Origin of the sequence: Bifidobacterium cebidarum, assembly GCF_009193305.1 — a bacterium.
GTDB classification, from domain to species: Bacteria; Actinomycetota; Actinomycetes; order Actinomycetales; family Bifidobacteriaceae; genus Bifidobacterium; species Bifidobacterium cebidarum.
Window position 1 is genome coordinate 285,336 of sequence record NZ_WBVS01000003.1, and the last position, 21,988, is coordinate 307,323.

13 protein-coding genes are annotated in these 21,988 nt (G+C 56.8%); 8 read left to right on the forward strand and 5 right to left on the reverse strand.

The annotated features are described in order from the left end of the window. Positions 1–291 precede the first annotated feature (291 nt). Together F7D08_RS04880 and F7D08_RS04885 are read right to left on the reverse strand one after the other, a co-directional pair. Entirely contained in the window at positions 292–6,471 is a 6,180-nt protein-coding gene (locus F7D08_RS04880; protein WP_152209549.1) for an Ig-like domain-containing protein, read from the reverse strand. Between the two features lie 195 nt (positions 6,472–6,666). Continuing rightward, positions 6,667–8,034: a dipeptidase gene (locus F7D08_RS04885; protein WP_152209550.1), complete on the reverse strand. Its 1,368-nt coding sequence runs from the start codon at positions 8,032–8,034 to the stop codon at positions 6,667–6,669. Between the two features lie 84 nt (positions 8,035–8,118). Between F7D08_RS04885 and F7D08_RS04890 the strand changes: the two genes are divergently transcribed. The 4 genes from F7D08_RS04890 (at position 8,119) to glnA (ending at position 12,923) form a co-directional block, all read left to right on the forward strand. Continuing rightward, positions 8,119–8,739 (forward strand): DUF3043 domain-containing protein, encoded by a 621-nt coding sequence (locus tag F7D08_RS04890; RefSeq protein WP_152209551.1) that lies wholly within the window; start codon positions 8,119–8,121, stop codon positions 8,737–8,739. A gap of 131 nt (positions 8,740–8,870) precedes the next feature. Continuing rightward, positions 8,871–10,358, forward strand: coding sequence for a dihydrolipoyl dehydrogenase family protein (locus F7D08_RS04895; protein WP_152209587.1), 1,488 nt, complete (start codon positions 8,871–8,873; stop codon positions 10,356–10,358). Between the two features lie 75 nt (positions 10,359–10,433). Further along, on the forward strand, positions 10,434–11,216 hold the full coding sequence (locus F7D08_RS04900; RefSeq protein ID WP_152209552.1) for a DUF4191 domain-containing protein: 783 nt from the start codon (positions 10,434–10,436) through the stop codon (positions 11,214–11,216). A 270-nt stretch (positions 11,217–11,486) separates the two neighbouring features. Beyond that, positions 11,487–12,923, forward strand: a complete 1,437-nt coding sequence (gene glnA / locus F7D08_RS04905; protein ID WP_100493673.1) for a type I glutamate--ammonia ligase — start codon at positions 11,487–11,489, stop codon at positions 12,921–12,923. Between the two features lie 102 nt (positions 12,924–13,025). Here glnA and F7D08_RS04910 read toward each other — a convergent pair whose 3' ends face one another. Continuing rightward, positions 13,026–13,400 (reverse strand): hypothetical protein, encoded by a 375-nt coding sequence (locus tag F7D08_RS04910; protein WP_152209553.1) that lies wholly within the window; start codon positions 13,398–13,400, stop codon positions 13,026–13,028. Between the two features lie 92 nt (positions 13,401–13,492). On the opposite strand from F7D08_RS04910, the gene F7D08_RS04915 reads away from it, so the two are divergent. From F7D08_RS04915 to F7D08_RS04925, 3 genes are all read left to right on the forward strand, one after another. Next, on the forward strand, positions 13,493–14,452 hold the full coding sequence (locus F7D08_RS04915) for a cation diffusion facilitator family transporter (protein WP_226803376.1): 960 nt from the start codon (positions 13,493–13,495) through the stop codon (positions 14,450–14,452). Positions 14,453–14,781: 329 nt separating this feature from the next. Further along, positions 14,782–15,627, forward strand: a complete 846-nt coding sequence (locus tag F7D08_RS04920) for an endonuclease domain-containing protein (protein WP_152209588.1) — start codon at positions 14,782–14,784, stop codon at positions 15,625–15,627. 324 nt (positions 15,628–15,951) lie between these two features. Beyond that, the gene (locus tag F7D08_RS04925; protein ID WP_152209555.1) at positions 15,952–17,538 is read left to right on the forward strand and encodes an ATP-binding cassette domain-containing protein; all 1,587 of its coding nucleotides are present in this window, start codon (positions 15,952–15,954) and stop codon (positions 17,536–17,538) included. A gap of 153 nt (positions 17,539–17,691) precedes the next feature. Here F7D08_RS04925 and F7D08_RS04930 read toward each other — a convergent pair whose 3' ends face one another. Beyond that, a complete protein-coding gene (locus tag F7D08_RS04930) occupies positions 17,692–18,807 on the reverse strand; it encodes an Mrp/NBP35 family ATP-binding protein (RefSeq protein ID WP_152209556.1) in 1,116 nt (371 codons plus the stop codon). Between the two features lie 91 nt (positions 18,808–18,898). Between F7D08_RS04930 and F7D08_RS04935 the strand changes: the two genes are divergently transcribed. Beyond that, positions 18,899–19,123 carry a DUF6199 family natural product biosynthesis protein gene (locus tag F7D08_RS04935; RefSeq protein ID WP_152209557.1) on the forward strand — a complete coding sequence of 75 codons (225 nt, stop codon included), beginning with the start codon at positions 18,899–18,901 and terminating at the stop codon, positions 19,121–19,123. A 159-nt stretch (positions 19,124–19,282) separates the two neighbouring features. Here F7D08_RS04935 and ligA read toward each other — a convergent pair whose 3' ends face one another. Next, positions 19,283–21,964, reverse strand: a complete 2,682-nt coding sequence (gene ligA, locus F7D08_RS04940; RefSeq protein WP_152209558.1) for an NAD-dependent DNA ligase LigA — start codon at positions 21,962–21,964, stop codon at positions 19,283–19,285. Positions 21,965–21,988: the final 24 nt, after the last annotated feature.

Sequence of the window (21,988 nt, forward strand, 5' to 3'; positions counted from 1 at the left end):
TTCTCATGCGTTTAAAGGCTGTGAAACCTTCAAATCGCTTGGGTTCAGGCACGGGTATGTAAGAGCGACAATTCCGTGACGAACGGCATTACCCGGTCACGTTCCATCGGTCGAGACTTGTATGTCTCCTCTCAGCCGCCTTAAGGCAGCTCCCGTGTCAACTCCATGACTATAAGGCAAAGTGCAGTCAAAGGCAATAACTGCTATAAAACTTCAAAATAAATTTAGGGTCGAGCTTCGAAAATATCCGAAGCTCGACCCTATGGTTTTACCTAATAGGCACCTCTACTGTCAGCGGCGCTGACGCTTGATCGACAATACGATGCCAGCGGCAAACAACAGCACAGTCAGGCAGGCGATGCCGCCGATTGCAACGCCTGTGTCCGAAAGAGGCGTCTTGCTTGGTTTCTTGCCTGCGTTATCGTTATTGTCCTTGCCGTTGTCCTCACCGTCATTCGGGTTCGTAGATGAACCAGCCTTAACGGTTACCGTTGCCGCAATCGGGAAGGTGATGGTAGAGGCCTGTGCGGATCCCTCGGCGAGGCCGGATGCGTCGGCAGGAACGGTGACCACGCCGGAGACGGTGAACGTACCGGCCTTGGCCAGCAGCGCGGAATTAATCTCATTCCACGCCACAGCCGCGGCAAGCTTGTCGCCGTTCGACCACACGACATTCAGCCGAGAGGGCAGCTCGGGAGCCACACCCACCTTGGTCGTCGTCTCGACCTTGCCGTCGTTAGCCAGCTTGACCGGAGTGGCAGGATCGACATGCACCTTGACAGTCACCTTGCCATCCCAGCCGGCGACCGAGCCCTTAAGCTCATAATCGCCACCGGCCAAAGCCGTGTATGCATCCGATTCGGCCCACTTGACACCAACCTGAGACTCAGTGCCGTTCGACCAATGCGCCGTCAACGTGGCAGGCAGAACAGGCTTCACACCAGACGCGGTGGTTACCACATCCGCAGGCGCATCCACACCGGTTAGCGTCGCTGCGACGACCGTCACCGTCACGCTAACAGACAGGCCCTTAGCCGAGCCTTCGACAGTGAATTTGCCGGGCTTGTCAAGCTTTCCCTCGTCATACTGATTCCAAGTAATGGTTTCAGCGGAGGTTTCGCCGTTCGACCAAGTCACCACGGCGGTCTCAGGCAGCGTAGGCACTACCTTCTCCTCCGTAGAGACATCAGCAGGATTAGCCGCACCAATAGCCTTCGCAGCCTTCACATGCACAGTGAACGGAACGGCATCCTTCCAACCATCAACACGGCCAGACACCGCCACATCATGTGCAGTACGCGGATGATTCCAACCATCAGGCAACGCCAACGGCACATCCACTTCAGACGTCTTGCCATCATTCCACGTAAGCATCGCCTTACCAGTGACAGCAGGCTTCGGATCCGTATCAGTGGCGGTGGCAACTTCGATGGATTCGCGAGACGCAGTAACAGCAGTGACGGCACGAGCGGCGACATTCACTGTAACGGTTACGGTTGCCTTCTTGCCATCAATGGTGATGCCCTTGACGGTTCCGGTCACCTTGAAGTTGCCTGCCGAAGCGTACTGGTCAGCGTCAACCGCCTTCCATTCGACCTTCTCAGTGGTGGTCGTGCCATCAGACCACGTAACCTTCGCCTGCACCTTGCTCAAATCGGGAGCATTCGTGGCGATGGTCTCCACCGAGGTCTTGGTCGCCTCGGCCTTGACAGCCACATTGGTCACCGTGATCTTCACAGCCTTGGAGCTCACTCCACCAGCGGTGGCGGTAATCTCCGCAGTACCTTCGGCAATGGCTTTCACGTTGCCGTCCGCATCCACGGTGATGATCTTTTCGTCCGAGGAGGTCCAAGTCACCTTCTGATCAGTGGCGTTGCCAGGCTTGACTGTGGCAACGGCCTTGGCTGTACCGCCGATAGCCAAATCAGTCGAATCCACGGAAATGGCCACGCTTGTCACCGGCACGGCTTCAACGGTCACCGTCGCGATGATCGGGAAAGTAACCGTCGTAGAGACGGCAGCTCCCTCGGCTAGGCCGGATGCGTCGGCAGGAACAGTGACGGAGCCAGTGGCAGTGAACGTACCGACCTTGGCCAGCAGCGCGGAATCAATCTCATTCCATGCCACTGCCGCGGCAAGCTTGTCGCCGTTCGACCACACGACATTCAGCTGAGAGGGCAGCTCAGGAGCCACGCCCACCTTGGTCGTCGTCTCGACCTTGCCGTCATTGGCCAGCTTGACCGGAGTGGCAGGATCGACATGTATCTTGACGGTCACCTTGCCATCCCAGCCGGCGACCGAGCCCTTAAGCTCATAATCGCCACCGGCCAAAGCCGTGTACGCATCCTTGTTCAGCTCGCCCCATGCGACGCTCACCTGGGACTCGGTGCCGTTCGACCAATGTGCGGTCAACGTGGCAGGCAGAACAGGCTTCACACCCGACTTGGTGACCACCACATCCGCAGGAGCGTCCACGCTGGTAATCGTCGCTGCGGTCACCGTTACCGTAATGGTCACCGTCGCGTCCTTGCCGTCGACCTTGATGCCCTTGACGTTGCCGGTCACCTTGAAGCTACCTGCAGCCTCATACTTGCCGGCATCGATGGATGGCCATTCGATCTTCTCATCGGAGGTTTCGCCGTTCGACCAAGTCACCACTGCAAAGTCCGGAAGCACGGGCGCTACCTTCTCCTCTGTCGAGACGCCGGAAGCGGTTACACCGACGGCTGCCGCAGCCTTCACACGCACGGTGAACGGAATGGCATCCTTCCAACCATCGACGCGGCCGGACACCGCCACATCATGCGCAGCGCGAGGATGATTCCACCCATCAGGCAGCGTCAACGGCACATCCACAGTCGAAGTCTTACCATCATTCCATGTAAGCGTTGTCTTGCCGGTAACAGCAGGCTTCGGATCCGCATCGCCCGCGGTATCCACTTCGATGCTTTCATCCGAAGGCGTTACCTTGGCTATCACACGAGCTACAACATTCACGGTTACAGTGACGGTCGCGTCAGCTCCGTTGATCTGCACACCCTTGACAGTGCCGGTCACATCGAAGGAACCTGCCGAAGCGTACTGGTCGGCGTTGATTTCCGGCCATGTCACGTCCTCGGTAGTGATCGTATTGTCAGACCACGTAACCTTCGCCTGCACCTTGTCCAAGTCGGAAGGCTTGTTCGTGGCGATCGTCTCCACCGAGGTCTCAGTCGCTTCAACCTTAATGGCCACGGCCTTACCCACGTTCACCTTTACTTTGACGGAGGCGCTATAGCCGTCCACGCTCACCGTGCCATTGACCTCGAAGGATCCTGGCTTGGCGAAGTCGCCGAGTTTGATTGCGTCCCACTTGACATCAACCATCTCCGTATCGGAGTCGCCGCTGGACCAGACGATCGTGGCCTGCTTGGGCAGCTGACCAGTCGGATCCACACCGGCCGGTGTGGACAGTTCGGTCACATCAACCGTGGCCGACTTGATAGTGGCATGCTCGACGATAATCGTCTGCTCAGCCTTCACGCCATCCGAGCCGTCCACAGTGCCTTCGAGCTTGATAGTGCCGCCCCTGGGCCCCTTCCACGTATCAGGCATGGAGCCCCAAATGACATCCACTCCATCACGCGTCAGGCCGTTGTCAAGCTCGACCTTCACCTTGCTCGGCAGCTGACCAGAAGGATCGGTGCCAGCAGCAACCGTAATATCCTTCAGCGTCTCGACCGAGGCAATCTTCGCATCGACAATTACGTATCGGCCCGAATCGTTCGCCATGAACTTCTTGTCATCAGCAATAGTGCTCTGACCGGGGTTCTTGGCGTACGTTCCGCCAGTGATGTACTTCGTGTATGCCTGATCCTTATCGGAGGATACAGGGCTCACATCAAAATTACCGCCGGTGATGGCGAGTTTGTTGGTGCCTGCGGTGGCAGAAATTGCCACAGTGGCATCTTGGTAAGTACCGCCGTTGATTGTCAGAGCGGCACCGCTCTCCTCAGGCAGCACAAAGATGGCCGCCTTGATGACGGAGAAGCCACCACCATTGACAACCATCGTGCCCTCGACAGATGCAACCGGCGCACCATCGCCCGTGTAGATACCGTTCTCGATGAAGAGGATTCCTCCCTTCGACACGTCAAACATAGCGTGCAAGTCATCGTTATCCTCATCGGCTGCGACCGTATTGATCACAGTGCCGTTACCAGTAACGGTCAGCTTGCCACCGTTCGTGACGGCGAACTTGAAGCCTGCGGTTTTCACCGTTTTGCCGTTCAGATCAAGTATGACATTCTTGCTGATTTCAATATTCGCTGTCAGGGTTTCTGCATCCTGCACGGCAATGGTGTCGCCTGCTGCAGCTGCCTTGACGGCTTTGGCAAGTGAGGTGTATTCCACAACGGTGCCATCAGCCTTGGTAATAGTGGCGGCTACACGCAGCTTGGCGCCGAACGTACCGTCCGCGTTCTCCTTGACTACATAATCTTCGGCAAGTTCATCTTCGGTGGGCTTCACGTTGAAGGTGCCGCCGGAGATGGAAACAGACGGAGTGCCGTTGGTACTGGGCTTAAGATCGCTCACACCTTGCTTGTTGCCGGAAGTGAACGTACCACCGGTGACGGTGAGCTTGCCGTTGTCGAGCGCACGCAACGCGTAGCCCTTTTCGCTGATTACTTTGGCATCGCCACTGATAATGGTTTCGCCCACGTCGCCCTTGGCATTCTTGATGCCGGAAGCGCCGATGGGGAACATTGGTGCAGAAATTTCACCGCCAGAGATGCTGGCTTTATGGTAGGTCAACACGGCATAGAAATTCTCGACGGGCTGAGTAATCTTGCCGCCAGTGATGTTGAGGATGCCCCAGTCATCGTTCTTGACGGTAATCTTGCCGCCGATGAGTGTACCGCCTTCAATCGTGAGGGTGGCACCACCATTGGCTCCGTAAGCGTTGACTGTGGCGTCACCATCGTTATCGGAAGCGCTATACCAACCGTTGGCCACGAGGCTGGAACTTAGACCAGTGTTCTTGTCAGCGAACTTGACGACAGACGGATCCTTAATAGTCATCGTGCCAAAATTCTTGAGCACATAGTAAGAGTTGCCGCCTGAGCTGGCCTTGTCGGTATCCGGGTCATACGTGCTCGCTTCTTTGGAGCGGGTGTAATTACCGCCCGCGAGAGTTGCGGTAGCACCACTATAGTTGACAACCGCAGCCTTGGAATTGGAGACATTGTCGACAGTGCCGGTCTTCGCTGCGGAAGAATCCGTGACAGTGAGCGTGCCCTTATTGACAATGGTGTGCTTGCCCGCTTCGTTAGTGAGCGTGTGTCCATTCAAATCAATGCCGATATTCTGGTTTGCCTCAATGGTGAGGGTAGCGGTAACGTCATTGAGCAGCTTGAGCGTTTCTCCGTCCGCAATTGCCTTGAAAGCTTCGGATAACGTCTTGTAGTAGTCAATCGTCCCATCAGCGTGTACGACACCGGCCTGCAACGTGGTGTTGGTGTAGGAAAAACCCGTATTGTTCTTCACCGTAGCTGGCCCATCCAAAGCTTCAGGAGAAGAGACCACCAAGCCGCCTTTGGACACGTTGAAGTTGTTGCTCTCTAGCGTGACGTTCCTGGTCGGCGCTATGCCCGTGCCTGCGCCGAGACCGATGCCAGCATAGCCGGAGAAGTCGTTACCTTTTACGGTAAGCGTATCCACGTTTCGAAGCCAGGCGCCATACGCGTTGCCTCCTGAAACCGGAGCCACCGTATTGCCCTCGAGTGTCAAGTTGGTGATGGCGTATTCGCCATTGGTCACGTTGCCGCCGCCGATGACGAAATATGCGTAGGCCTTGGTGATCGCGGAGTTCAGTGTATTGCCGGCGATGGTGATATCCGTGGCTCGGATGTCCGCAGTATAGGCGAACCCGATGCACTGGACCGTGGAGGTGACCGAGGCGGCCACGTTGAACGTATTGCCTTCGATATTCAAACCGGAAACGGTCTTCTGAATATAAATGACTGCCCACGTGCCGTTTGCGGTTACATCGAAGACATTATTGCGGATGTCAACGTTCTTGTTATTCGCCCCGTTCACATGAATCTGCACACCTGTGCCGACAAAATCGATGTTGCGCACACTGACGCCATCATTGTTGCCAGCGAATGTGACGCTGCCACTGAGCTTATGACCGTTGCCGTCAATAGTCAGTCCGCTTTTACCTGATATGGAAACATTTTCTGACAAATCGGACTGCATAGTCACCGTGACGGCACCCGCCTTGATGGCCGCGGCGATGGTAGCGTATCCGTTGCCGTCCTGATCAGTCACCACAGTGTCAGAGCCAATGCTTGTTTGGCTGCTTGCCTGACTGTTGGAGACCGGATTGGAATCCTCGGCATATGCCGTGGGAATGCCAAGTCCTAACATAGCGATCGCCGCAATCGATGCGACTCCCGCTTTCAATCCTTTGTATACATCGTTGCCCATGGGCCAGAACCTCTCCCGTTGTAGCGATGCGTTCGCAAATGCAAAAGCATTGAATCAAAAGCCGCTCTTTCCATATCATCATGAATACTTGCAAGAGCGAATAGATGAACAGTTTACCGGAACTACGCGGACACATAAAAACGGCTTTCCCACAGCATGCTGCAGGAAAGCCGTATCGCGAATCGTTATCGTGCGCTACTTACCGAGCTTGGCAAGCAACAGTGCCTCGGTAATCACGTTATGCTTCAAACCGTAAAGCGAAATGGACTCGTTCGGGCTGTGCGCGTTGGCCTTCGGGTCTTCCGGACCGGTGACCAGCACCTGAGCCTTGGGGAACAGTCGCTGCAGCTCGGGGATGAACGGAATGGAACCGCCCTGCCCCTGGTTGATTGGAGCAACGCCGAATGCCTCTTCCATGGCCTCCAGCGCATCCTTGGTAGCCACGGCGTTTGGATCCATGGCCCAGCCCATGCCGTTCTCCAGTTTGGCAACCTCCACTTCGGCACCGAACGGCGGGTTCGCCACCAGGAACGCGGCCAAAGCGTCCTGAGCCTCTTCCGGTCGCTGGTTCGGCGCGGTGCGCAAGGACAGGCGGAAACGGGTCTCCGGGCTGATCACATTGAAGGAGCCGTCCACCGGGTGCGCGTCGAAACCAATCACCGTCAGGCTCGGCTTGGTCCACAAGCGAGATGCCAACGAACCAGTACCAGCAAGCACATATCCATCAACAGCACCAGCATCGGCACGCACACCAGCCTCATCGACATCCTGCTGCAGACCTCCGATGGGTTCCTCTGAGGCAATGCCCGGCACCGCGATATCACCATTGTCGTCATACAGCGAGGCAATCAGCATGGCAGCCAGCGTATTGGAATCCAGAATCGGACCGCCGTACTGGCCGGAGTGCACCGGATGCTTCAATCCGCGCACCGTAACATCCACGCAGGTGTTGCCGCGAAGCGAAGTAGTCAGGGACGGAATCTCGGCGGACCAGTTGCCGGAATCAGCCACGATGATTACGTCCGAATCGAACTCGTCCTTGTGCGCGGTGATGAATGGGATGAAGCTCGGCGAGCCCATCTCTTCCTCGCCTTCGATGAACACCTTGATATTCACCGGCAAATCATCGCCCAGAGCCTTCAGCGCACCGGAGTGGATGGCGATGCCGCCGCCATCATCGGCAGAACCGCGGCCATAGAGTCGGTCGTCAATCTCAGTGCCCACGAACGGATCGGTGTTCCATTCGGCCGCATCCGGCACCGGTTGCACATCATGATGGGCGTACAGCAGCACGGTCGGGGCACCAGGATCCACGATGCGAGAGCCGATAACCTCCCAGGCTCCCGGAGTGCCGTCTTCGTTGGTGGCCTGCACCACCTTGGTGTCGATACCGACCAGCTTCAATTCTTCTGCCACGAACTCAGCCGAACGCTTCATATGGTCGGCGGTGATGCCTTTGGCGGAAACGGATTGCAAGGCAATCTTGCGGTTCAGCAATTCGACAATGCGATTCCAGTCGTCTTCGACGCGCTCGCGCACTACGTCCACGGTGAGTTCTGCCATGATGTTCTCCTTATATATAAAGGGCGTCATTGCAATGGTTACGCCTACACAACATGTGTCTGAACGTCACCGTAACCTCAAAGCATGACATGGAACCCGTTCAAAAAAGAAGAGGCCCAAGCTCCAGTGGAGCCGGCCACCGAAAAGAAAACCGATCCGTCCGCCGGTAAGGGCCGCCCGACCCCGAAGATGAAGAAGGCGCAGGCCGCCGGCATCCGCCCGCTGGTCCCTGCGGATCGCAAGGCCAGCGCCAAGGCCGCCAAGGCCCGTATGCGCGAGCGCGAGAACCGCGAGTACGCCGCCATGCAAAGCGGCGATCTGAACAATATGCCGAAGTCCGAGAGGCTGCCGTGGCGTATTTACATCCGCGATTATGTGGATGCCCGCTTCAACCTGGGCGAATGGTTCATCCCCGTGGCGTTCGCCATTCTGATCGTCTCCATGTTCGTCACCTCCGCATCGCAGAACACTTGGGCTTCCATCATCATGATGACCCTGATGTATGGCTACCTGCTTGCAGTCATCATTGATGTATGGCTGATGTGGCGCAAGCTCAAGGCCAAGCTCATCGCCAAGTATGGCGAGGCGTCCGTGGCCAAGGGCTCCCGTTCCTTCTCCTACGCGTGGAGCCGCTCCATCCAGATGCGCCGCTGGAGGCTGCCGAAGCCGCGCTACGCCAAGCGCGGTCACTGGCCGGAGGACTAATTACTTGCTTACAACGTTTGTTGTATCTCATTTGCACTATGGCTCCCTATGATGGGAGCCATAGTCATATTTCGGGGACGATGATCCGGTCCATGCGAGCACAGATCGGGAGGCAGACAAAGGAGTGCATGATGAGCGATCAATATGATGTAGCGATTATCGGCGCCGGCCCGGGAGGATATTCCACCGCACTGCGCGCCGCGGAACTTGGGCTGAAGGTGGCCCTGATCGAACGAGACGCGACAGTTGGCGGAACCTGCCTGAACCGTGGATGCATCCCCTCCAAGGCACTGATCACCGCCACCCACACCATCGACACCGTGCACCGGGCTGCCGAGCTTGGCGTCAACGCCACAGTCGATGGCATCGACTTCGGCACATTGCATGATTACAAGCTGCGTATCGTCGACACGATGGTTCGCGGATTATCAGGCCTTTTGGCGCACCGCGGCATCACGGTGTTCCGAGCATTCGCCAGCTTTACGGCTGAAGCGACCGATGCCAATGGACGGCACCTCGTGCATCTGACCCCTGAGAGCGGCCAAAGCGCAATAACCATCTATCGCAAAGCCGATGTGCCGGAACCGGCTGGCGACGCGCTTGACATAGCCGCCGGCAATATTGTCATTGCCACCGGAGCCAAGCCTCGGCCGCTGCCGAATAATCCATTCGCCGCAGCACTTATTGATTCCACTCAAGCGTTGGAGCTGAATGAATTCCCCTCCTCCGCAGTGGTGATCGGCGCCGGAGCAGTCGCCCTTGAATTCGCTTCGATGTGGAACGCAGCCGGCTCGAACGTCACCTTGCTGATTCGCAAGGATCGTGTGCTCTCCAGCTGGGATCGTCGTACCAGCGTGACCTTGACCCGCGAACTCAAGCGGCATGGCGTCAATATCATCACCCATACCAGCGTGACCCATGTGGATGTAGGCGCCAACCTTGGCGCGACCGTGCATTACACCAAAGATGGCGTTGACGGCGAACAGCAGGTTTGGGGTGAAATCGCACTGGCCGCGATAGGCCGCGAACCAATCACCGATCCGGCATGGAAAGTCGAGTTGACCGGCAGCGGACATGTTGCCACGGATGCGTTTGGCCGGACCAATGTTCCTGGCATCTGGGCCGTGGGCGATGTCACCGTCGGCCATGCGCTGGCACATCGCGCGTTCGAACAGGGTCTGGTCATCGCCGAAACCATAGCCGGCCAACATGTCCGGCCAGTGGATGAAGCGACCGTGCCACAGGTCGTGTTCTCCTCCCCCGAAGCCGCCTGCGTCGGCCTGACGCTGAATCAGGCGCAGGATCGCGAAGATCTGCTTGAAGTCAAGGAAACCGTGTATCCGATGCTTGCCAACGCCCGCATGCTGATGCGCGGCGCAGCCGGTTCACTGACTGTGGTTTCCGGCTGCGACCAAAGCGAACCGGACACCCCTCGAGTACTCGGCGTGCATATGGTCTCCCCATTGGCCTCGGATATCATCGCCGAAGCCGAACAACTGGTGGGCAACCACGTGCCGCTGGCCGATGCCGCACGACTGATTCATCCTCACCCCACGTTCAGCGAAACATTGGGCGAGGCCCTGCTCAAGGCCGATGGACGGCCTTTACACACGCGATAACCGCGGACCAGCGCACCTGATACAGTTGTTTGCCAGTGTGTTCGTTTTGAAGACCATGCAGTAAAGGAAAGAGTGATGGCGGACAAGGAAGCAAAGCCCAAGAAGCAAAGCACGATCAAGCAGGTTATTCAGATCTACAAGTACACGGCCAAGGAAGACAAGGCCCTGCCATGGCTTGAAGCCGGCTCCTTCCTGCTGCCGGTCGTGGTCATGATCATCATCGGTCTGATTTTCAAGTGGTCTTGGCTCACTTGGATCTTCCTGATGATCACCGCCGTGATGTTGGGCCTGCTGTTCGCCACGATGATGCTGACCCGTCGCGCGGATGCCGTGGGCTACAAGCAGATCGACGGCAAGCCAGGTGCCGCCATCGGCGTGCTCAGCAACATGAGCAAGGCCGGTTTCGACTTCCCGCAGGAGCCGGTGTGGATCGATCCGAAGACCAAGGATGCCATTTGGCGCGGCACTTCGATGAACGGCATCTACCTGATCGGCGAAGGTGATTACGGCCGCATCATGAAGGCCATGGACCGCCAGGAACGTGAAATCAAGGGCGTCACCGCCGGCTCCTCCATTCCGGTCTATCGCATCCCTGTGGGCCATGGCCCCAAGCAGGTGCCGCTGGATAAGCTGCGCGACAAGGTGACCCACTCCAAGAGCTACGAACCGACCAACCACAAGAATGCGCTGATCGCAAAGATTCATCCGCGCCGCCGCTTCCTGCTGACCAAGGCCGAGATGGCCACGCTGAACGATCGTCTGCGCACGCTGCAGGCCAAGACCGGCTACAACATCCCGAAGGGCATCGACCCCTACCACCCGCAGAAGGTCTCCCGTCGCGCGATGCGCGGCCGCTGATCCTCTCTGCGGCTGATTTCCATTAGTAAAGCCCTGTCAATTCATTGTCGCAATGGATTGACAGGGCTTTTTGCATGCCCAAACTGTCCACTTTGCGGACGAAGTTACCATGCCATGGCATTGTGCTGAAAAAAATAATTCCTTGAAATTCCGCGGTTTATGAATTCCCATCAACCAGTACGAAACATTCTCGTAACCCAAGTTTCGAGCTTGCGAAACGCACGATTTTACGATGGATATCGTTAAATTCCACACGAAAGGAGCGGTCCCGTGACCGAACTCAAGTCCAAGGAAGACGCCGAGGCCCTTATCAATAAGGAAGGCATCGAGTATGTCTCCGTCCGTTTCACCGATCTTATCGGCGTTCAGCAGCACTTCACCGTGCCGGCTAGCGAGTTCCTGAAGGACGCCTTCACCGACGGCATGCCGTTCGATGGTTCCTCCGTCCAGGGCTTCCAGGCCATCAACGAGTCTGATATGAAGCTGGTGCCGGACGTTACCACCGCGTTCGTCGATCCGTTCCGCAAGCACAAGACCCTCGACGTGGCGTTCTCCATCGTCGACCCGCTGACCGACGAGCCGTACTCCCGCGATCCTCGTCAGGTCGCCGGTAAGGCCGAGGCTTACCTGAAGTCCACCGGCATCGCCGACACCGCATCCTTCGCTCCCGAAGCCGAGTTCTTCATCTTCGACAAGGTCCGCTTCGAGAACGGCATGAACCGTTCCTTCTACGAGGTCGACTCCATCGAGGCTCCGTGGAACTCCGGCGTTGACGTTGAAGAAGACGGCACCCCGAACATCGGCTTCAAGAACCGCGTCAAGCGCGGCTACTTCCCGGTCCCGCCGATTGACCACACCCAGGACCTGCGCGACGACATGGTCGCCAACCTGCAGAAGGTCGGCCTGATCCTCGAGCGTTCCCACCACGAGGTGGCCGGCGCTGGCCAGCAGGAAATCAACTACCGCTTCAACACCCTGCAGCACGCAGGCGACGACCTGATGAAGTACAAGTATGTCGTCCACGAGACCGCTGCTCTGGCCGGCAAGTCCGCCACCTTCATGCCGAAGCCGATCGCTGGCGACAACGGCACTGGCATGCACTGTCACCAGTCCCTGTGGAAGGACGGCAAGCCGCTGTTCTACGACGAGAAGGGCTACGCCGGCCTGTCCGACCTGGCTCGCTGGTACATCGGCGGCCTGATCAAGCACTCCTCCTCCGTGCTGGCCTTCACCAACCCGTCCCTGAACTCCTATCACCGTCTGGTTCCGGGCTTCGAGGCTCCGGTCAACCTGGTGTACTCCGCTCGCAACCGTTCCGCAGCCATTCGTATTCCGCTGGCTGGCACCTCCCCGGCTGCAAAGCGTATCGAGTTCCGCGCTCCGGATCCGTCCTGCAACCCGTTCCTCGCCTTCTCCGCTCAGCTGATGGCTGGCCTGGACGGCATCCTGAACCACATCGAGCCTCCGGAGCCGGTCGACAAGGATCTCTACGAGCTGCCGCCGGAAGAGCACGCCGGCATCAAGCAGGTCCCGAGCTCCCTGTCTGAGGCTATGGACGCCCTGGAAGAGGACCATGACTTCCTCACCGCCGGCGACGTCTTCACCGACGACCTCATTGAGACCTGGATTGGCCTCAAGCGCGACGAGATCGATCAGGCTCGCCTGACCCCGACCCCGCTCGAGTACGAGCTCTACTACCACATCTGATAGGTAGTTCAAGGTCATAAGTAAAGCCCCAGTTGCTTGAAGCAGCTGGGGCTTTATCGTTTCTGTATATATCGAAATATATCGAAAATAAGAGAGTCGAAGCTAAAATAGCGGCTCCATGCCTTCAGCCAGAGGCTTACGGGTCTTGGTCACCCTACCGGCATAACGCGCATACACCAGCCAACTACCATCCTGGTTTTCCATCCGAGCTTCGAATTTACCGCCCTCAAAACCACGACGCTCACCATTGCGGATCTTCAGCACCGCCTTATTGGCTGCCGCGCGATTAGCTGACTCGCCCACCTTATACCAGCCGGGATGCGCCTTCAGCCACGCCGCCAAAGCCGGCCCATTGCGCTTGATCTGCGGCCGTGAATCCTCAAGCTGCGCATCATATCCTTTTCTACGGCACTGCTGCAGGAAATGCGCCGCCTCTAGCGGGTCATCAAAAGCTACCCTGATCGTCGTTTTTCCCATGAGAGGTTAGTATACCTCGCAGCAACATGGGTCATACCGAGAACATACCGTTATGGGCGCCTATAATGCTGCCTCGGAAGAGGGAATGCATCATGTCTAATCAGAAGAATGCAGGCGCAGCAGTCAAAGCGGCCTTACTTGCCAATGTAGGCGTCGCATGTGCGAAATTCGCGGCGGCGGCCTTCACCGGTTCATCATCAATGTTTTCGGAATCCGTGCACTCGGTGGCTGATTGCGCCAACGAACTCGTACTGATGCTGGGAGACAAGGCCTCCGACCATAAGTCACGCGGCGATCATCCGTTTGGTCTGCATCGTGTGAAGTATCTGGCCAGTTTCATCGTGGCGACTTTGCTGTTCTTCGTCGGCGGCGTTTTCGCGGTCTCACAGGCGGCCGGCAAACTCGCCGGCCTGATCGAAGGCACTGTGCCACGCGAGGCGGAATCCGTGGAACTCATCGCAGCACTGGTTGTGGTGGGTGTTTCCGCCTGCTTGGAAGGTTATGGTCTGCACACTTCGGTGCATGAGGCGCGCGAACGTATGAAGCGTGTCAAGGTTGAGGACGATTCCCTCGTCGGCTTCTGGCGCCGCACCAAGTCCGCCGAGCTGGCCTCCGTAATGATGGAGGATACGCTGGCGCTTATTGGTTTGGCGTTCGCAGGGCTCGGCATTGGCTTGTCCATTGTGACCGGCGACGAGCTCTATGATGCCATCGGCGGCATGCTCGTCGGCTTGGTATTGGTCTGCGGGTCGGCCGCCCTGGCCTTTAAGTCCGGCTCCCTGCTGGTCGGCGAAAGCCTTGACCCCAGCACACGCGCCCAGGTGGTCAAAGCCGTGGAAGGCACTGATGGTGTGGATCGCCTGATCAATATGCAGGCGATCCATATGGATGAGGATTCCGTGCTGCTCTGTCTGAAAGTGGAAACCTCGAAGCTCGATTGCGATTTTGACGTGCAGACAGTCGACAAAATCGAGACCAATATCCGCGGCGCTTTGCCGTGGTATGAGTGGGAAATCTACGTCGAACCGGACATCTGGCGGGCACAGCATTAAGCTTCTGGCTAGCCCGACTACCATCTGCTAATCTCCGTCGGCTGCACTGCCGTCTCCGCCGATAACTCCGCAGCGAATGGTTCTCGATAAGAACCGTGTGGGGATTCTTCGGGCGCAATCGCACATAACCAAGCCGGAATTGCTGAAATGAAGCCAATCCCAGCTCTGTGCGGTCGAGTGATAATGTGTACTTTCCCCGCACGGTTCTTATTGAGAACCATTCGCTGCGAGGCAGCAATGTGGATAACTCCAGAAGCTCGAACCACATACCCCGAATTAGCTTGCGCACCATGTCTCAAGACATTTACCGTCAGGACATGGTTTCTTTTATAAATGAAAACATTGCTGCTAGGAGAAAAATAGAGCGCGACCGTTGCAATGAGGCAGCGCAACGTACTCGTCGACCTTTGCGCATTGGTTTTATCAATGCGGCGACCTATTGGGGTGCGCCAATCCCTAAGAATTGTTCCTTGGCCCCTGATCTGGTTCATGCAACCGTATCGAATGCGTCCATGCGGAGCGAAATTCAAGGGGTTTCGTTTCATGTCTTCAAGGGCAAGGAAGAATATTGCAAACGTGAGTATGAGCGATTCTGGGTAACGTCACCAGCCATGACCTGGGCTCAAATGGCCAAGTATTGCAGCGTGGAGGAACTCGCTGCTTTAGGCTCAGCATTAATGAGCCGTCATCGCAGCCGCAAAGTCACGACGCTGGACAAGTTGAAACGGTATTTGGAATCCAGCCCGAGATTCGTAGGCCGCAATACCTGTCTCACCGCTCTGCCGTACATAGTAGAGAACACGGATTCGCCACCAGAGACAACGCTATATGGAACACTTAACGACTCAGGTCTTGGATCTCCGATTCCGAATTATCGCATTGATCTCGGTAATTCCTATGTCATTGTTGATATGGCCTACCCTGATTGCAAAGTCGCTTTCGAGTATCAAGGCGCATATCATGCAGATACTGCTCAAATGCGTGCGGATATGGCACGCATCAATAAGTTGCAAATGCATGGCTGGGTTGTCATATTGGTCACCGCCGATGATTTTCGCTCCCCTGAAGCTCGACAGCATTTTATTGATATGGCAAAGACCATGGTCAATCGGCAACGACATCTTGTCTGGTCGTCTCGTCTCTGGGATTTTCCCGCAGCGAATGGTTCTCAATAAGAAACATGCAGGGAAAACGCACATTACCACACAACCGCACAGGGCTGAAATCGGCTCCATTCCGCCAATTCCAACCCAATCATGTGCGATTACGCCCGAGGAATCCCCGCACAGTTCTTATTGAGAACCATTCGCTGCGGGGTATGCTATGCTGACATAGCTTTACAAGCAGCACAAGGGAGACATACTAGATTGCTGATCTGATAGCCGCGGATACCGTAACAGGATTATGCGCATTGATGCGCGCTGCCGTGTTGCTATCAATCTGTATCCGCCGCCATCAGAGTAGATGCCAAGGCAGCGCCTTATCATCAGGAAGGTGTCATGCAACCTATCAATCTCTCGTTGAGCAATATCACATTTACTTACCCATCATCCAGTGAGCCTCTTTTTACCCAGATCAGTTGCACTTTCCCGCAAGGCTGGACTGCTGTACTGGGTGATAATGGCATAGGCAAATCAACCTTAATGGCGATTACGCAAGGCAAACTCCGCCCTGATAGCGGACACGTGACGCCACGCAATCTCGTTTTTAGCTATTGCCCGCAAGATATATCCGATCAGCCTCTCGACCTAGAAGACTTCGCCTCCGATTGGCAGCCTGGAGCAATCAGGCTGCGCGAAAGACTCGGCATTGAAGATGACTGGCCTTATCGGTACGACTCATTGTCTGGAGGAGAAAAGAAGCGTTTGCAAATCGCATGCGCACTGATACGGGATCCCGATGCGCTCATTCTGGATGAGCCCACCAATCATGTTGATGCACCAACCAAACGTGCCATTATCGCTGCTATGCGCGAATACCATGGCATTGGCGTTGTCGTCTCGCATGATGTGACATTGATCGATGCGACTTGCACGCGATGCGTCATGTTTGAACGTCGACACGTTGGTGGTCAGAATCACACCGAAGTCATCACTTACCAAGGCAATTACAGTCAAGCCATCAAGCAACAGCAATGCAATGAACGCGCTGCTTTGGAACGGCTTTCCGATATCCGCCGGGAAGTAAAACGGTTAGAATCCGCGCAATCGCAACGTTTTGCCAAGGTGCAGCAGGTCGAGTACACCAAGCGACATGGCGAGCGCATCAATCCGAAAGATCATGATGCACGCAACCGTAGGAATCTGGCAAAAATGACCGGACTGGATTCTGGAGTCAGTCAATCATACGCACAGCTTAATGGACGTCTCGCCCAAGCAAGGCGGACCGGCGAGACTATATCAACGGCCTCCAAACGATATAACGGCAATATCTGGATAGATATTGCGCCTAGCGGCAAACGAGAATTAATCCGTCTTGAGCCAAGAGTCATACCATTTGACGGACATCGATCTGGGAAAGAACTACTGGCTCAGCCTGTATGCAGGGCAACCCAGACAGGAGAGCAAATACATTTGGCTTTCCCGAAGGAAGGATCTCCAGTCGGCCTGATTATTCCGCGCATCAGTGTTGGTCCGCGCGATCATTTTGTCATCACAGGACCGAATGGCGCCGGTAAATCAACATTGATTCGTACGATGATTGATGCTGCCACAGATGTTCCGACAATGATAATCCAACAAAATACAACAATTGCAGATGCTAATCAAGCGAGGACCTTGCTACAAAGTATGCCCTCAAGCGATAAGTCGATGGTATTAAGCGCATATGCACAGCTCAATGCCAATCCGGACCAGCTCCATCAGACCGGACTGCTCTCTCCTGGAGAGTTGCGCAAATTGATGCTATGCCTTGGACTGGTAAGGAAACCGCAGCTCATTGTGATGGATGAGCCTACAAATCATCTTGATTTGCATTCCAAGAAAGCATTCGCCCGCGTACTTTGCGACTACCCTGGAGCATTGATTATCGTTTCGCATGATGACTGGTTTGTGCGGCAACTTACCACAGCGAATGGTTCTCATTAAGAACCGTGTGGGGATTCTTCAGGCGTAATCGCACATGATTGGGCTGAGATTGGCGGAATGAAGCCGATTCCGACCCTGTCCGATTGTGCGGTAATGTGCACTTTCCCCGCACGGTTCTTATTGAGAACCATTCGCTGCGGGGTGTGGTATCGGTTACGCCATTAATTGCTCAGCCAAGGACCGGAACGTCTTGCTGATGCCGTCGGTACGCAATGCGCCGTCGGCATCCAGCACGGCCGGACGGCCCGCCTCGCCGGTTTCGCGAACTTCAGGTTCCAATGGCAGTTGAGCCATCAGCGGCACATCATAGCCAAGTGCGTCGGTCAACTGCTCGCTGACACGCTGACCACCGCCTTCGCCGAAAATGCGCAGCTGCTCACCCTTGTGCTCGTAGTAGCTCATGTTTTCCACAACGCCACGCACCTTCATCGGCACCTGCAGGGCAACCAAGCCGGAACGCACGGCGATGTCGGACGCGGAAGGCTGCGGGGTCGTGATCACCACCAGTTCCGCATTCGGCAGCGCCTGCGCCACGGAAATCGCCATGTCACCGGTTCCCGGAGCCAAGTCAAGCAGCAGTACGTCCGGCTGCCCCCACCAGACGTCGGAGAGGAACTGCTCCAGAGAGCGCTGCAAACGCGGCCCGCGCCAGAGAATCGCGCGATCGGCACCGGCGAACATACCGATGGAGATGAGCTTGACACCCCAAGCCGTAACCGGCATCAGCATGCCATTGAGGTTCGTCGGCTGCGTATGCACGCCGAACAGACGAGGCAGCGAGAAGCCGTAGATATCCGCGTCGATGGCAGCGGTGTCATAACCCAATGCCGCGAAGGTCGCCGCAAGATTTGCCGTCACCGAAGACTTACCCACTCCGCCCTTGCCGGAAGCGATGGCGAAGATACGGGTCTTGACGCCGGGTTTGTTGAATGGGTTCTGCTTGCGCTCGGCTTTCAGGTCGGCCACCAGGTCGTCCAGCTTGTCCCGGCTCATCGAGGAGACCTCAATGTGCGGGGTGAGTTTGGCATCCGGATAGGAGGCGACCGCGCCGTTGATCTGATTGGTGATGGTTTCCGAAAGCGGGCAGCCTTCCACGGTGAGTTCCACGTGCACGGTAACGTCGTAATCGCCGTTGACGCCATCCGCGGCAGGCACCGCGTTAATGGCGGCAATCATGCCTAGATCGGTAACCGATCGACCTAGTTCCGGGTCGATCACACGACTCAAACGGCTGTAGATCGCTGCTTCAATCTCACGGGTTTCGCTCATCAATCCTCCTTATTGCCGCCCACTAGAGTACCGTGCAATTCACCGGCATGCCAGAGCTATGATGAGATTACTTTCACCGCGGAAAGGAGCGATGATGCCCACTCTCCTGCAAATATTGCTCAGCGAAGCAATACTCATTGCCATTGGCGTGTTTCTGTTATGGAAGCCTGACCTCGTCTGGAAATTGGAGCATTTCCTTGATGTCAAGGGCGGCGAGCCCACCGACTTTTACACGGGGAACGTACGGCTGCTGGGCACATTGATGCTGGTAGGTGCAATCGTGTTTCCAATTCTCATGCTCGCGTTGAATGACTGACATACGGAGTTCCGCCACGTCAGGTCATCAGTCCAAATCGCACATTGACCATATTGACTGTAGGTTTTTGAACAACGACTGTAGGTAATTAAACACTGACTGTAGGTTTTTGAACAGAATCCGTTGGAATTCCTACAGTCAGTGTTCAAAAACCTACAGTCAAACTGCACCGGTTTCCAGAAGCTCACCGAATTGGGCTTCATTCAGCATCGGGATGCCGAGTTCCTCGGCTTTGGCGGCTTTGGAACCGGCGTTTGCGCCGACCACCACATAATCGGTTTTCTTGCTCACCGAACCGGCCGCCTTACCGCCACGTTCGAGAATCGCCTCCTTGGCGGAGTCACGTGAATAGCCTTCCAGAGAACCGGTGACCACCACGGTTTTGCCAGCCAACGTCTGTGGCAACGTGCTTTGTTCCGCGGCCGCCACGCCGACGCCGGCCGCGGTCCAAGCGCGCAAGGTCTCACCACGCCAGTCACCCGGCTCGCGCGCGGCCGCGAACCAATTCACCACCGATTCGGCGATCTCGGGGCCAACGCCATCGATTTGCGTCAGATCCTCCACACTGGCTGACTCGATGGCCTCCAGCGAGCCCATTGCCGAGGCGATCAGGCGTGCGGTTGGCGGGCCAAGGCGGCGAATCGACAGGGCCACCAGAACGCGCCACAGGTCGGCATGACGGGCCTTATCCATCTCATCGAACATCTTGCGCGTGTTCTCGCCCGGGCGGATATACACCGGCACATCGGTTTCGCCCGCACGAGTCTTCCTGTGGTCCACACGTACGATCACCGCATCGGCCGGCACATCGTAATCGGGATAGGCGGTCACCGTGATATCCGAGACAGCTCCTCCCCCACGCGCAGCCAACTGCTTGGCGGAGAGCTTCTTGGCCGGCGTGGGCGCGGTCCAAAACGCCGGCACCTGATGCCACAGGCCGGAGCCTCCCACGCGCTTACGGGTGCGCTTCTTCCTGCCGTTCTCATCCACGGTTTCGCGCATTTCGACGATCGCCGCCTCACGCCAGACGCGCACATCCTTCAAATCGTTGGCGTTCAGCGCGAACAGACCCGCTTCGCTCGAAAGCACCGGCGTCTGTTCGGCTGGCAGTTCCAATCCCGCAACCGGCTCATATGGCTCAGGTTCCTCACCGGGCTTGATGATGATCTCCGTGATATTCGGCGCATAGGTGTCTATGGAGCCGGGACGGTTCTCCTCGGGATTCGTCAATGCCAGTGCCGATTGATCACCCAAATGCTCGATATCGAACGCCTTACGAGAGGCAAGGGAAATCACGCGTTCGGTCAGCTGGGCCGGGCAACTTTCCACATTCGGGCAGCGGATGTCCTTATCACCTTCCTTGGCCGGGGCCAATTTGGCTCCGCAGGACGGGCAGTATTCAGGCATCACAAACTCCCGTAACCGGTCTTCGCGGCCCTTACGCCGTTCCAATACCGGACCCACCAGTTCGGGAATCACGTCGCCGGCCTTGCGCACGACTACCGTGTCGCCGATCAGAATACCTTTGCGCTTGACTTCGAACGCGTTATGCAATGTGGTTCGCGCCACTGTGGATCCGGCCACATACACCGGCTTCAATATAGCCACCGGCGTGACTCGGCCGGTACGGCCCACCTGCACGCGGATGTCAAGCAGTTCGGTGTTGACTTCCTCGGGCGGGTATTTGTAGGCGATGGCCCAACGCGGCGCGCGTGAGGTGGCGCCCAGCATATGCTGCAGCGCCAAATCGTCGACTTTGACCACGATGCCGTCAAGCGCATGCTCGATATCGCCGCGATGTTCGCCGTAATAGTCAATCATGTCGAGGATTTCTTGGAATGAAGTCACCGAACGGTTGTGCGGGGAAACCGGCACGCCCCATTTCCGGTAGAGCTCATAGGCCTGCGACTGGTCGGACACGACATCATGCGTGCCACGCGGGTGATCGGCGCCCCAAGTGAGCTGGCCCAGACCATGCGCGTAGAAACTCAGTCGTCTGGTGGCGGTGATGCGCGGGTCCTTTTGTCGCAGTGAGCCGGCGGCGGCATTGCGCGGATTGGCGAACGGCGTACGGCCGGCATCCTCCTGCTCGGCGTTCAATGTGCGGAAATCGTCCCAGCGCATGAACACTTCACCGCGAATCTCCACAAAGTCCGGAATATCCTCCTTGGGACCGCCAAGGTTGGCTGGGATGGAACCGATGGTGCGCACGTTCAGTGTGATGTCTTCGCCGGTGACGCCATCCCCTCGGGTCAACCCCTGTTCCAATACGCCATTGCGGTAGATCAGGTTCAAGGCGAGGCCGTCGATTTTCACCTCGCAGCTCATCGGCAACGGCTTGCCCTCAGGCCAGTCAAGGTCGCGAATCACCGAATCGTACCAGTCCTTGAGCTCTTCGATGGAGAAGACATCATCAAGGCTCATCATGCGACTGGGGTGACGTACGGAGGTGAAGTCATTGGAGAACGTACCGCCGACGCGGTGTGTGGGCGACTGCGGGTTATCAAGCGAGGGGAATGCCGCCTCAAGCCGTTCAAGCACTCGCATGCGGGCATCATAGGCGGCATCGGAGCTGACCGGGGAATCGTCGATGTAATAGGCGATCTGATCGGCCTCCACCCAGGCGGCCACACGCGCCCACAGACGAGCGGCAGCCTCTGCGCTCAGCGTATTCACATCCAACCGGTCAATGCGCACGGCATCGTCGTCAGTTGGCTGCAATGCGGCTATCCATTGCTCGGAACCCGGCGCGAACTTGGTTGCACCCTCATTCGGCTTTACCGCAACGGTATCGCCGGTATCACTATCGTCAAAATCCCATGCCAGCTGTTCAATGCTCATAACCGCCTATCCTAGCCGACCACT

Bases quoted from the DNA above. Each gene is read 5' to 3' on its own strand.
- F7D08_RS04880 (WP_152209549.1), bottom strand. From the start codon at position 6,471: ATGGGCAACGATGTATACAAAGGATTGAAAGCGGGAGTCGCATCGATT.
- F7D08_RS04885 (WP_152209550.1), bottom strand. From the start codon at position 8,034: ATGGCAGAACTCACCGTGGACGTAGTGCGCGAGCGCGTCGAAGACGAC.
- F7D08_RS04890 (WP_152209551.1), top strand. From the start codon at position 8,119: ATGACATGGAACCCGTTCAAAAAAGAAGAGGCCCAAGCTCCAGTGGAG.
- F7D08_RS04895 (WP_152209587.1), top strand. From the start codon at position 8,871: ATGAGCGATCAATATGATGTAGCGATTATCGGCGCCGGCCCGGGAGGA.
- F7D08_RS04900 (WP_152209552.1), top strand. From the start codon at position 10,434: ATGGCGGACAAGGAAGCAAAGCCCAAGAAGCAAAGCACGATCAAGCAG.
- F7D08_RS04910 (WP_152209553.1), bottom strand. From the start codon at position 13,400: ATGGGAAAAACGACGATCAGGGTAGCTTTTGATGACCCGCTAGAGGCG.
- F7D08_RS04915 (WP_226803376.1), top strand. From the start codon at position 13,493: ATGTCTAATCAGAAGAATGCAGGCGCAGCAGTCAAAGCGGCCTTACTT.
- F7D08_RS04925 (WP_152209555.1), top strand. From the start codon at position 15,952: ATGCAACCTATCAATCTCTCGTTGAGCAATATCACATTTACTTACCCA.
- F7D08_RS04930 (WP_152209556.1), bottom strand. From the start codon at position 18,807: ATGAGCGAAACCCGTGAGATTGAAGCAGCGATCTACAGCCGTTTGAGT.
- F7D08_RS04935 (WP_152209557.1), top strand. From the start codon at position 18,899: ATGATGCCCACTCTCCTGCAAATATTGCTCAGCGAAGCAATACTCATT.
- ligA (WP_152209558.1), bottom strand. From the start codon at position 21,964: ATGAGCATTGAACAGCTGGCATGGGATTTTGACGATAGTGATACCGGC.